Annotated in this window: 9 protein-coding genes; all 9 read left to right on the top strand. The window is 64.9% G+C overall.

Annotated elements, in window-relative coordinates; all coding sequences use genetic code 11:
- Positions 1-17 precede the first annotated feature (17 nt).
- A complete protein-coding gene (locus GFY24_RS01535) occupies positions 18-965 on the top strand; it encodes a decaprenyl-phosphate phosphoribosyltransferase (protein ID WP_153803123.1) in 948 nt (315 codons plus the stop codon).
- A gap of 1 nt (position 966) precedes the next feature.
- Entirely contained in the window at positions 967-2,976 is a 2,010-nt protein-coding gene (gene zomB, locus GFY24_RS01530; RefSeq protein ID WP_375335983.1) for a flagellar motor control protein ZomB, read from the top strand.
- 250 nt (positions 2,977-3,226) lie between these two features.
- Positions 3,227-4,267: an alpha/beta hydrolase family protein gene (locus GFY24_RS01525; protein ID WP_153803122.1), complete on the top strand. Its 1,041-nt coding sequence runs from the start codon at positions 3,227-3,229 to the stop codon at positions 4,265-4,267.
- 351 nt (positions 4,268-4,618) lie between these two features.
- Complete coding sequence (locus tag GFY24_RS01520; protein WP_153803121.1) at positions 4,619-5,695, top strand: alpha/beta hydrolase family protein; 1,077 nt, start codon at positions 4,619-4,621, stop codon at positions 5,693-5,695.
- Positions 5,696-5,860: 165 nt separating this feature from the next.
- A complete protein-coding gene (locus GFY24_RS01515) occupies positions 5,861-6,907 on the top strand; it encodes an alpha/beta hydrolase family protein (RefSeq protein ID WP_153803120.1) in 1,047 nt (348 codons plus the stop codon).
- A 160-nt stretch (positions 6,908-7,067) separates the two neighbouring features.
- Positions 7,068-8,078 carry an alpha/beta hydrolase family protein gene (locus GFY24_RS01510; protein WP_153803119.1) on the top strand — a complete coding sequence of 337 codons (1,011 nt, stop codon included), beginning with the start codon at positions 7,068-7,070 and terminating at the stop codon, positions 8,076-8,078.
- 271 nt (positions 8,079-8,349) lie between these two features.
- Positions 8,350-9,381 carry an alpha/beta hydrolase family protein gene (locus tag GFY24_RS01505; protein ID WP_153803118.1) on the top strand — a complete coding sequence of 344 codons (1,032 nt, stop codon included), beginning with the start codon at positions 8,350-8,352 and terminating at the stop codon, positions 9,379-9,381.
- A gap of 97 nt (positions 9,382-9,478) precedes the next feature.
- Positions 9,479-10,747, top strand: coding sequence for a glycosyltransferase (locus GFY24_RS01500; RefSeq protein ID WP_194852706.1), 1,269 nt, complete (start codon positions 9,479-9,481; stop codon positions 10,745-10,747).
- The gene (locus GFY24_RS01495) at positions 10,744-12,078 is read left to right on the top strand and encodes a hypothetical protein (RefSeq protein WP_153803116.1); all 1,335 of its coding nucleotides are present in this window, start codon (positions 10,744-10,746) and stop codon (positions 12,076-12,078) included. Before GFY24_RS01500 ends, GFY24_RS01495 begins: the two co-directional genes overlap by 4 nt.
- The last annotated feature ends 227 nt before the right edge of the window (positions 12,079-12,305 follow it).

The raw sequence follows: 12,305 nt of genomic DNA, 5'->3' as shown, positions 1-12,305 counted from the left end.
AAAGAGCCCTTGTTGACATGAGCGAAGAGCCGACCAGCACCGAGCTGGACGAGGCAGTTGTCAAGGGCCCGCCCAAGACCCTGGCCGGTGGCCTGATCAAGGCCATGCGCCCGCGGCAGTGGGTCAAGAACGTACTGGTGCTCGCCGCGCCACTGGCCGCGGGTAAGACCGCCGCCGGTGACCTGGTGCTCACCGATATGTCGGTGCTCGGCCATGTCGCCATCGCGTTCGTGGTCTTCTGCATGGCGGCCTCGGGCATCTACCTGGTCAACGACGCGCTGGACGTGGAGGCCGACCGGGCCCACCCGACCAAGCGCTACCGCCCGATCGCGGCTGGCGTGGTGCCGGTGAATCTGGCCTACGCGCTCTCGATCGTGCTGCTGGTCGCCTCGATCGCGCTGTCCTTCGTCGCGTCCTGGCATCTGGCGGTCGTGATGGCCGTGTACATCGGTATCCAGCTCGCCTACTGCTTCGGCCTCAAGCATCAGGCCGTACTCGATATCTGCATCGTCTCCTCCGGCTTCCTGCTGCGTGCGGTGGCCGGTGGGGCGGCTGCGGATATCAAGCTCTCCCAGTGGTTCCTGCTCATCATGGCGTTCGGTTCGCTGTTCATGGCGGCCGGAAAGCGCTACGCAGAGTTGAAGATCGCGCTCGACACCGGTGCGAAGATCCGCAAGTCGCTGCAGTACTACACCGCTACCTACCTGCGTTTCGTCTGGACCGTCTCGGCCACCGCGGTGGTCGTGTTCTACGGGCTGTGGGCGTTCGAACAGGGCCGTATCAAGGAAACCGATTGGTTCGCGATCTCCATGATCCCGTTCACCATCGCGATCCTGCGCTACGCGGTGGATGTCGACGGCGGTGAAGCCGGTGAACCTGAAGAGATCGCCCTGGGGGACCGGGTCCTCCAGTTCCTCGCAATCGCCTGGATCGGAGCGGTAGGTGTCGCTGTCTATCTCACCTGACGTGGTAGAGGGAGAAGAGCGAGAGGGGGGCGCGCCGACGGCACAATTGCCGCTCGGGCGTAACCATCGGCGTGCGGATTCGTCCGGACGCCGTTTCTCGCGACTATCCCGCACTGTCTTCATCGGTGGGATCATCGCGACCGCGACCCTATTCGCAGCCGGCGGCTGGCAGCGGCGCTGGATCGCCGACGACGGCCTGATCGTGCTGCGCACGGTGCGAAACCTGATGGCGGGCAACGGCCCCGTCTTCAATGCGGGCGAACGCGTCGAAACCAATACCAGTACCGCCTGGACCTATCTGGTCTGGTTCTTCAGCTGGCTGACCCAATTGCGGCTGGAGTATGTGGTGCTCGGCATCGCGCTCACGCTGTCGGTGGTGGCCATCGTCTTCGCCATGCTCGGCTCGGCCCGGCTGTGGGGCGGCACCAAGGCCGCCTTCCTGGTTCCGGCGGGCGCGCTGGTCTATATCGCCGTGCCCCCGGCCCGCGACTACGCCACCTCCGGCCTGGAATCCAGCCTGGTGATCGCCTGGCTGGCGGTGCTGTGGTGGTTGCTGATTCGCTGGAGCCAGGCCGAACGGGTCCGGCTGACAAGCTTTTTCGGCCTGGTGTTCTTCGCCGGCCTGGCACCGCTGATCCGCCCCGAGATGACTCTCGTGGGCGCTCTGGCGCTGCTCATGATCTTCTGCGCACCACTGCCCGAGACCCGGCTGCGGCCGATCGTCCTGCGCGCGATCATCGTCTTTGTCGCGGGCCTGGTGCCGGTCGCGTACCAGGTCTGGCGGATGGGCTATTACGGTCTGCCCTACCCGAATACGGCGGTATCCAAGGACGCGGGCGGTGCGAAGTGGAGTCAGGGCTTCGTCTACCTGTGGAATTTCGTGGGCCCGTACTGGCTGCTGGTGCCGCTGGTCCTGCTCGCGGTGGCGGGCGCGTTCGCGGTGTGGTCGGGGCGCAATGACAACAAGACCGGTCGCCACGCTGACGAGGGTGACGAATCCGCCGAGACGCCGGACAAGAACTGGCGCAGCCGGATTCACGACTTCAGCCGGTGGCTGCACACCCCCGCGGCGGTGGTCGCGCTCATGGTCAGCAGCGGCCTGCTGCTGACGGTATACGAGATCCGCGTCGGCGGCGACTTCATGCACGGCCGCATGCTGCTGCCGCAACTGTTCTGCCTCATCCTGCCGGTGGCGGTGCTGCCGATCCGGGTGCCGCAGACGCTGTTCGGCGGTGCTGACGGCGTACGCAAACGCGGTATGCGCGCCTCGGATTGGGCATTCGCGGTGGTGCTCGCCGGTTTCCTCGGCACGGCCGGCTGGGCGCTGTTCGCGGCGAATACCACCGCCATCACCACCGGAACAAAGATCAGCTCCACCGGCATCGTGGACGAGCGAATCTACTACGTGCTCAATACCGGTCACGATCATCCGATCCGCGCCGAGGACTATCTGGACTATCCGCGCATGCGCGCCATGGTCCGCGATATTCGCAATACCCCCGACGGCGGCCTGCTGCTGAATTCGCCGTCCTTCATGTTCTGGTACATCGCACCGCCGCCGCAACCCATCCCGGGCGATCGCTCCGGACATACCGTCTTCTTCCTGAATCTCGGTATGACCAGCATGAACGTGCCCCTCGAGACCCGCGTGATCGATCAGATGGGTCTGGCGTATCCGCTTGCGGCGCATACCGAACGGCTCTCCGACGGCCGCATCGGGCATGACAAGAACCTCTACCCGGACTGGGTCGTGGTGGACGCGGGCATGGTGGATCAGAAGCCGTGGCTGCCCTGGTTCATGGATGACAAGTGGGTGGCGCAGGCGCGAGTCGCGCTGTCCTGCCCGGCTACCCAGGATCTGCTGGCGTCCTCGCGGTCGCCGCTGACCTTCGAGCGGTGGCGGCACAATGTGATGCAGGCGCTGGACTTTTCGAAGTACCGCATCGATCGGGTGCCCAAGTACGAGATCGAGCGCTGCGGATTGGTTGATCCGTACCCGCCGCCCAACTGAGCCGGCGTCCCACAGCCCCGTGTCCGATTCCGGACGCGGGGTTTTTCGTTCCCGTAGTCGGAAATATCGGCCGACTCGGTCGAAAGGCATTGTGGCGCAAGGGTTCCGGATGCGCTTGTCTCATTTCGGTAACACTCGGATGTGCCCGGCGCGATATGCTCCACGAGTACGCCCCGCCGCGTAACGCCGCGGTGGCTTATTACACGGACGAAAGGCCGGAGTGGATATGCGTAACGCGGCAATTGGTGGGATGGGGCAGAGACGCCGGCGAGCGCAGGGCTGGTTGAAGCGGTCGGTCGTCGGAGTTGCTGTGGCGCTGCTGCTACCGTTCGGGGTGTCGGTGGCAGGTGTGGGGGCCGCACACGCGGCCTTCGATCCGTCCGGTTTCGACTTCTGGACCGACTCCGCTATGGGTCCGATCAAATCGCGGATTTTCCGTGCGGCGGACGGCAATACGAGCCGGGTGGTGTACGCGCTCGATGGCGAACGCGCTCGTGAGGACCTCAACGGCTGGGAGATCGAGACCGATGTGGCGCGGGCATTCACCGCGGCCAATATCAATGTGGTCATGCCGATCGGCGGTCAGTCCAGTTGGTACGCGGACTGGAACGCGCCGAGCACGGTGCTGGGCATTCCGGCCGGAAGCTCCGGCTCCTCAACGGGTTCCGGTGCACTCGATGTGCTGACCGGTGGACCGGGTAAGAGCTACACCTACAAGTGGGAAACCTTCCTCACCACGGACCTGCGCAATGCGCTGAGCAGCCGTCTCGGGTTCCAGACATCCCGAATGGGCATTTTCGGGTTGTCCATGGGAGGTTCGGGGGCGCTGACGATAGCCGCCTACCACCCGGATATGTTCAGCTACGCGGGGGCGTTCTCGGGTCTGCTGAATCTCTCCGCGCCCGGTATGCGGGAGGCGGTCCGGGTGGCCATGCTCGACGCGGGCGGCTACAACGTCGACGCGATGGCTCCGCCGTGGGGCCCGCAGTGGTTGCGCATGGATCCGTTCGTCTCCGCGCCGCGCCTGAAGGCCAACAACACTCGGCTCTGGATCTCCGCGGCCAGTGGGCTGCCGGGCGCCGGTGACATCACCTCGGCCATGTCCATTATTCAGGGCATGCCGATCGAGACGATCGCCATGATCAACACCCGCTCCTTCCAGGTGCGGATGGCGACGCTCGGCTACAACAACGCGACGTACGACTTCCCGCTCCTGGGTGTGCACAACTGGAAGAACTGGGAGGCACAGGTGTACAAGATGCTTCCCGACCTCTCGGCCAATATTGGCTGATTCGATCACCGCACAGGGCCCCATGGCTGCTGCCACATCGCAGCCGTGGGGCCCTGGCGTATGTCCGGGTGTGCGGAATTCACGGCAGGGCACCGGATTGCTGAACGTGTGCGGTTCGGCCTCGGGGATGCCGGGGATGGTGCCGGGACGGGTTTCCGGAGGGTCCGGTCGGGCTGTCCCCGCAAGGGTCTGCGCAGTTCGGAGGCCACAAGATCGATCGAAAGTGGCTCGGGTCACAATTATCTCGATCTGATAACGCTTTGTTATCCAACAAGCGATAGGGTCCGAGGGACGCCCGCTGTAGTCACACGCACACGGCGGAAACGAACGATACGAAAGGCCCAACTGAGTATGCGAGGCGAGCAGGTAAGACGTCGGAGATCGAGCGGCGGATGGTTCAAGAAGTCGGCACTCGGGGTGGCTCTGGCGCTGCTGCTGCCGTTCGGGGCGTCGGTCGCGGGTGTGGCCGGAACCGCGACCGCGGCGTTCAACCCGGATGGCTTCGATTTCTGGGTGGATTCCTCCACCGGAATGGGCCCGATCAAGTCCCGCATCTTCCGCGCGGCCGACGGCAATACCAATCGTGTCGTGTACGCCCTCGACGGTATGCGCGCCCGGGACGACCTCAATGGCTGGGAGATCGAGACCGAGGTCGCCCGTGAGCTGACCAAGTGGAACATCAATGTGGTGATGCCGGTCGGTGGCCAGTCCAGCTTCTACGCCGACTGGGCCGCGCCCAGCCAGCTGCTCGGCATTCCGGGCGGTACCGGCTCCAGCTCCGGTTCGTCCTCGGGCTCGTCGTCGGGTTCGGGTGCGCTACAGATCATGTCGGGCGGACCGGGTAAGAGCTACCGCTACACCTGGGAGAACTTCCTGACCCAGGATCTGCGCAATGCGCTCAGCAGTCGCCTCGGTTTCAGCTCGCACCGCAATGGTGTCTTCGGCCTCTCCATGGGTGGTTCCGCCGCGCTGACGCTGGCCGCCTATCACCCGGACCAGTTCAGCTACGCCGGTTCGTTCTCGGGCTATCTGAACGTCTCCGCGCCCGGTATGCGGGAAGCGTTGCGGGTGGCCATGATCGACGCGGGCGGCTACAACATCGACTCGATGGCGTTGCCGTGGAGTCCGGCCTGGCTGCGCATGGATCCGTTCGTGTTCGCTCCGCTGCTGAAGAACAACAACACCCGCCTGTGGGTCTCCGCCGCCTCGGCCGTGCCGGCCGGTGAGGCCGTGGCCTTCTCGACGCTGAACGGTATGGCGCTGGAGGGTCTGGCGCTGGTCAATTCGCGTGCCTTCCAGGTGCGGATGGCCAGTATCGGCGCGGGCAATGTCACCTATGACTTCCCGGCGACCGGTATCCACAACTGGAAGAACTGGGAGGGCGAGGTCTATCGGATGATCCCCGACCTTTCGGCGAATATCGGTTAGTACACCGCCTCGGAGGCCGCGCCCCCGAACCGAAGCAGGCCTCCGCCCGACAGGGTGGGGGCCTGCTTTTGGATAACACGCCGAGTTGGTCATCCGAGAAGCCGTCGGTATCGAAGAAGATCAGTTCGGGAAGCTCGGTTCTGCTCCAACGAGAGGGCTAGGTCGATGCGTGGTTCGGGATTGAAACGGGCGGTATTGGGCGTCGCTACGGCGCTGCTGCTGCCATTGGGCATTACAGTGATCGCCGCGCCGCCCGCTACCGCGGCATTCACTCCGGCAGCCTTCGATTTCTGGGTCGATTCTCCGGTCATGGGGCCGATCAAGACGCGGATTCTGCGTGCGGCCGACGGCAATACCAATCGGGTCGTCTACGCCCTGGATGGTCAGCGTGCCACCGAGATTCTGAACGGCTGGGAGAACGACACCAATGTGGCCGAGGTGCTGGCCGGTTGGAATATCAATGTGGTGATGCCGGTCGGTGGTGAGTCCAGTTTCTATGCCGACTGGAATTCGCCGAGTTCGTTCCTCGGTGCCCCTGCGGGTGCGGGTTCCTCCGCGGCGAATACCGGTTCGGGTGCGACCGAGGCCATGGGCGGGGGTCCGGGTAAGAGCTACCGGTATGACTGGGAGAGTTTCCTCACCAATCAGTTGCGCTGGGCGCTGCGTGATCGACTGGGATTCAACCCTTATCGCAATGGTGTCTTCGGGCTGTCCATGGGCGGCAGTGCGGCGCTGACGCTGGCCGCCTATCACCCGGACCAGTTCAGCTACGCCGGTTCGTTCTCGGGCTATCTGAACATCTCCGCGCCCGGTATGCGGGAGGCGATCCGGATGGCCATGGTCGACGCGGGTGGTTACAACGTCGACTCGATGGCCCCGCCGTGGGGTGATCAGTGGTTGCGGATGGATCCGTTCGTCTTGGCTCCGACCTTGATCGGGAACAACACTCGATTGTGGATCGCGGCCGGCAGCGGTCTGCCCATGCAGCAGGATTTGGATATTCCGATCGGCGCCGCCGCGGACCGGCTGGTGCGTGGTTCGCCGCTGGAAGCGTTGGCGTTGGCCAATACTCGTGCGTTCCAGGTGCGCATGAATACTCTGGGTGCCCGAAATGTCGTCTATTCCTTCCCGAATGCCGGTCTGCACGCCTGGACCAACTGGCAGGACGAGGCATACCGAATGATTCCGGACCTTTCGGCCAATATCGGCTGACCTTTCTATCGCGCCCACCGGCGGCCGATTCAGTCACGATTCGGTCTCCGGGGGTGTTTGCCGGTCGATCGGCGCCGAATATGCGTCAATAGGGAAGCGAGAACGACAACAGCTTCGGCATTTCGGTGATCAATGGCGATCGCGTGCGAAAGGCGAGTTGATGCGGTCTGTTCGGAAATCCGGCACTGTCCCGGCTGGTCGTGGGCGCGCGCTGTTGCGTCGTTCGGTGGCGGGTCTGGCCCTCGCGCTGGTGCTGCCCTGGGGAGTCGCGATCGGCGGCGGCGCGGCCCCGGCGGCGGCCTCGTTCGATCCGGCCGGGGAGGACTTCTGGGTCGATTCGAGTATGGGGCCGATCAAATCCCGCATCTTCCGCGCCCAGGATGGCAATACCCAGCGGGTGGTCTATGCGCTGGACGGACTGCGCGCCCGAAATGACCTGTCCGGCTGGGAGATCGATACCGACATCTCGCGTGTGCTGCCCGCCTGGAACATCAATGTGGTGATGCCGATCGGCGGGCAGTCCAGCTTCTACTCCGACTGGATGGCGCCGAGCAATACCAATGGCCAGGCCACCACCTACGCCTGGGAGACCTTTCTGACTCGCGATCTGCGCAATGCGCTGGCCGGTCGACTGGGCTTCAATCCGCGCGGGAACGGCGTCTTCGGATTGTCCATGGGCGGCAGTGCAGCGTTGGTGATGGCCGCCTATCACCCGGATCAGTTCCGTTATGCCGCATCATATTCCGGTTATCTCAATATCTCCGCGCCCGGTATGCGCGAGGCGTTGCGGTTGGCGTTGCTCGATGCCGGCGGCTTCAACATCGACTCCATGTGGGGACCGCCGTGGAGCGAATTGTGGCTGCGCAACGATCCTTTCGTCTTCGCGCCACTGCTGCGCGGCAATGGCACTCGACTTTGGATCTCCAGCGGTAACGGCCAGCGCGGCCCGCGTGATGCGGTGAACTCGGCACTCGATGCCTACAACCTGACAAATGCGGCGGGACTGGAGACTGTCGCTTTGGCGAATACTCGTGCCTTCCAAGCCCGATTGGACTCGCTCGGTCCAAGCAATGTCGTCTTCGACTACACCTCGGAGGGTGTGCACAGCTGGAAGTACTGGCAGGACCAGGTCTTCAAGATGCTGCCCGATCTCAGTGCGAACCTCGGCTGACAGTTAGGGATTTTTCTGTTGGCGCGACATCTCAGATGATTCGCGATAAGGTCACCGCACGATTACGGTCGAGATTTAGCATCACCTTGCCAACCGCATGGAGGGTCGAATACCCTCCAGCGAGCGCCTGTGAGCAGACCGTGGTAGCGCTTCGTTCACTTCGAAGGTCGGGATTCGTGGTGAGCGCCAATCGCCTACGCCTGCAACGGCATTGCCGTGCGCGCTTTCGCGACTACAACTGAACTACAGCAGTAGAGAAGGAGCAGTATCCATGCGTTTCGGCAGGTCTGCCATTCCGGGTGGAGTCCAGTCCAGACGTGGTGCTCATCGTGGGTGGGGCACACGACTTCTGGCTGCGAGCGCCGCGGCGCTGGCAATCCCGACCGCCGCAGCAGTTGCGGCACCGACCATCGCAATGGCCGCTCCGATCACGGGCCCGGTGCATCGCTCGCCCGCGGGTGGCTATGAGGAACTGATGGTTCCTTCCAGCATGGGCCCGGTCAAGGTGCAGGTGCAGTGGGCCAAGAACGGCGGCGGTAAAGCGCTGTACCTGCTCGACGGTCTGCGCGCTCGTGATGACAAGAACGCCTGGACGTTCGAGACGAACGCCATGCAGCAGTTCGAGAATGACGATGTCACCCTGGTGATGCCGGTCGGCGGTCAGTCCAGTTGGTACGCGGACTGGACCCAGGCGAGCAACACCAATGGCCAGAAGTACACGTACAAGTGGGAGACCTTCATCACCAAGGAGCTCCCCGATTTCCTTGCCGGATACGGTGTTTCGCGTACGCAGAACGCCATTGTCGGGTTGTCGATGAGTGGTCCGGCCGCGCTGCGCATGGCCGCCTACCACCGCGATATGTTCAAGCACGCCTCCTCTTTCTCGGGTCCGTTGAATTGGAACGCGCCGGGTATGCGTGAGGCCATTCGCGTCATGATGCTCGACGCCGGACGCTTCAATGTGGATTCCATGGCCGCGCCGTGGAGCCCGGCGTGGCTGCGGATGGACCCGTCGGTGTTCGCGCCGCAGCTCAAGGGTCTGCCGATGTACATTTCGGCGTCCAGCGGTCTGCCCAGTGGGGCCGACGCGGCGGCGGGCGGCGCCTTCAATACCGCCACCGCCATGGGTATCGAGGCCATCGCGATGGTCACCACGCGCTTGTTCCAGGGCCGGATGAATTCGCTCGGTCTGGGTCAGAACGTGACCTACGACTACCCGGCGATCGGTGTGCACAACTGGAAGAACTGGGAAGCGGAGCTCTGGAAGGCTCGCCCGGCGATCCTGCAGGCGCTGAACTCCTGATTCTGCTCTGACGAGAAGTAGGCCCGTCCGAAATGGACGGGCCTACTTCGTTTTTCAGCGGTGGTGGGCACCCGCGACCGTGGTTACGCTCGGGCCGGTGAAGGTTACTCTGCTTACGCACGGGACGCGGGGCGACCTCCAACCGCATCTGAATGTCGCGCACGAGTTGCGCGTACGGGGGCATGCGGTGGTGGTCGCGGCGAACAGCAACAACCTCGGGGTGGTTCATCGAGCAGGTCTCGAGTCGTATGAGATTCCAGTGGATACCAGGGAACTGCTGGAGTCTCCGAAAATGCAGCGACTGCTGCTGTCCGGCCGGTCGTCGCAGTTCGGCCGGGAGATAGCGCGGTTCGAGGCGGTGCACGGTCCGGCCATGGACGCGGCGATGATCGAAGCCGCCCGTGATGCGGATGTGCTGGTGACGGGTCCGCTCACGGCGATGAGCGCCCTGTCGATCGCCGAGGCCGGGGATCAGGCCCTGGTGGGCTGCTTTCCCTATCCGGTCGAACGGACCCGGGAGTTCCCCTCGCCGTTTGTGGTCGAGCGTCAGCTGACCTCACCGATGCTGTGCCTGGCCACCTATGCGGCGGTGGATTTGGTGTGGCAGTATATGAATCGCGGTGCGACTCGGCGTATTCGGCGCACGCTCGGCCTGCGGGGCCGGGTCTCGAGCCCGTTCGCTCGCATCCGGGATCAGCGAATTCCGGTGGAGCTCATGGTAAGTCCGGTGTTGCTGCCGAAACCCGGTGACTGGCAGGACAATTACGCCGTCGCGGGTGCGCCGTTCCTCTCTCCCGAGCAGCGGCTCGCCTGGGGGGAGGGGGCGATCGATCCGGAGCTGGACGCCTGGCTCGACGAGGGTGAGCCGCCGGTGTATTTCAGTTTCGGCAGTCTGCCGGTGCTCGACCGCGCCGCCTGCCTGGAGATGATCGGTACGGTCGCCAGGCGTTCCGGGGTGCGCGCCCTGGTCGGGGCGGGCTGGTCGGATTTCCGTCCGGGGGTGAATGCCGACCGCAGCATGCTCGTCACCGGCGCCTTCGACTACGACCGAGTGCTCCCGCGCTGCCGGGCCGCGATCCACCACGGCGGTGCGGGCACCACGCACGATGTCGCCCGGGCGGGGATTCCCGCGGTGATCACGCACGTGTTCCCGGACCATATTCTCTGGGGCTGGCGGCTCGCGGCATTGGGGATAGGTTCGGCCGTGCCGTACCGAAAGGTGAACGCCGACTTGCTGATCGAGGCGCTGGCGCCGGTGCTGTCGAGCGCGGCGGCGCAGCGGGCACGGGCGGTGGGCGAGGCGATGTCGCGCGAGCGCGGTGCGAGTCAGGTCTGCGACACGATCGAACGGCAGGCGGCGGCATGAACTCGGTCGAATCGCATCGGCCGCTGAGTCCCATCGAGCGGATCTGGACCTTCATGCACGAGTTGTCGCCGCTGCACGTCACCGCAGCGGTGCGTATCGAGGGAGCGCTGAGCCCGGCAAGCTTGGCGGCGGCGGCGCGGGCCGCGGTGGCGGCCTACCCATTGCTCCGGGTGCGGATCGAGGCGCGGCCGGATGGCGGTGATCCGTGGTTCGATCCGGAGCTGCCGATCCGCACGGTGCCCGTGGATTCGTCGGATACCGCTGCCGCACACCGGGTAACCGAGCAGGAGCAGGTGTGGCCGCTCGATCCGGGCCGGGCGCCGCTGGCGCGACTGGTCGACGTGGTGCGCGGCGCGGGCACGGCGGACGAATCGCATGTGCTGTTGTTGACCGCGGCGCATGTCATCTCCGACGGCAGGGGCCTGATGTCGGTGCTGCGGTACATCATCGAGGCGGCCTGGCGGTTCGAGTCGGAGGGCACGGAACCGGTTGTGGCATCGCGGGTTCCGCTGCCCGCCACCGATGATCTGCTTCCGCGCGGGTCCCGGAATCCGGTTCGGGCGGCGGCGGTGACCGTGACCGATATGGTCACGACCGCGATCCAACGGCCGCTGCGTCTTCGGATCGATGCCCAGGTGCCACTTCGTGAACGCCGAACTCGGTTCGTACGAAGGCAATTGAGCCGCGATCAGGTCGATCTGCTCACCGCGGCGTGCCGCGAGCGGAGTGTGACCGTACAGGGCGTGTTGCTCGCGGCCCTGGCCGTCGCCCTGGGTGCGGATCTCGACGCCGCCGCGGGCGCCTGCCTGACCATCGGTTCCGCCGTCGATATTCGTGAACAGCTGGTGCCCCGGGTGGATCCGGACGCGCTCGGGTTCTATGCGGCGACCTTGCCGATCGCGGTGAAGTGCGGTCCGGGCGTGGACTTCTGGACGATCGCGGGGGATGCGGCCGTCCGGTTGCGCGCCCGGCTGGACCGCCGGACCCATCTGACCATGTTCGCGGCCACCCGCATGCTGACTCCGCGCGGGCGCGGCCGGGCCGCGCGCATGATCGAACTCGTCGACCGGAACGGACCGATCAATACCTTTGTCACCAATATCGGCCGAGTCGATCTGCCCGAGCGGGTGGGGACCTGGACGTTGTCCGAGGCGGAGTTCTCCGGCGGGTTGTCGTGTACGGGCCGGCTGGCGGTGTCGGTGACAACGCACGGTGGCGCGATGTGTTTGAACTTCATGTATGTCGGCGGGCTGCTCTCGGCCGAGCGGGTCGAGCGCATCGCCGGGCGGACCGTCGCGGCTTTGCTCGCGAACAGCGCCGCGAGCCGTTAGGCGTCGCGGCGCATTGTGATGCGGGCTACGTGCCGACCGGTGTGGTGGCGGCTGGGGGGCCGGGCGTGCATCCGGGGCTACCGCTGTCGAAGCCTCCCACCTGCCGGGTATGTCGCGGGCATCGAAAAGCTTTGGGGTACGCAAACTTTCGGTCATCATGTGCGGGTGGACGGGATCGGCTATTCCGTTTGACGGTGAACTGGACGACTGCTTGACTGGGTTTTGTC

The sequence above is a fragment of the Nocardia sp. SYP-A9097 genome (assembly GCF_009649815.1).
GTDB lineage: Bacteria > Actinomycetota > Actinomycetes > Mycobacteriales > Mycobacteriaceae > Nocardia.
Note: the sequence above shows the minus strand (reverse complement) of the source record. Positions and strands in the feature narration are given on the sequence as shown.

Excerpts from the sequence above, each read along its gene's own strand:
- GFY24_RS01520 (WP_153803121.1), top strand. The coding sequence starts at position 4,619 with ATGCGAGGCGAGCAGGTAAGACGTCGGAGATCGAGCGGCGGATGGTTC.
- GFY24_RS01515 (WP_153803120.1), top strand. The coding sequence starts at position 5,861 with ATGCGTGGTTCGGGATTGAAACGGGCGGTATTGGGCGTCGCTACGGCG.
- GFY24_RS01505 (WP_153803118.1), top strand. The coding sequence starts at position 8,350 with ATGCGTTTCGGCAGGTCTGCCATTCCGGGTGGAGTCCAGTCCAGACGT.
- GFY24_RS01525 (WP_153803122.1), top strand. The coding sequence starts at position 3,227 with ATGGGGCAGAGACGCCGGCGAGCGCAGGGCTGGTTGAAGCGGTCGGTC.
- GFY24_RS01535 (WP_153803123.1), top strand. The coding sequence starts at position 18 with ATGAGCGAAGAGCCGACCAGCACCGAGCTGGACGAGGCAGTTGTCAAG.
- GFY24_RS01510 (WP_153803119.1), top strand. The coding sequence starts at position 7,068 with ATGCGGTCTGTTCGGAAATCCGGCACTGTCCCGGCTGGTCGTGGGCGC.
- GFY24_RS01495 (WP_153803116.1), top strand. The coding sequence starts at position 10,744 with ATGAACTCGGTCGAATCGCATCGGCCGCTGAGTCCCATCGAGCGGATC.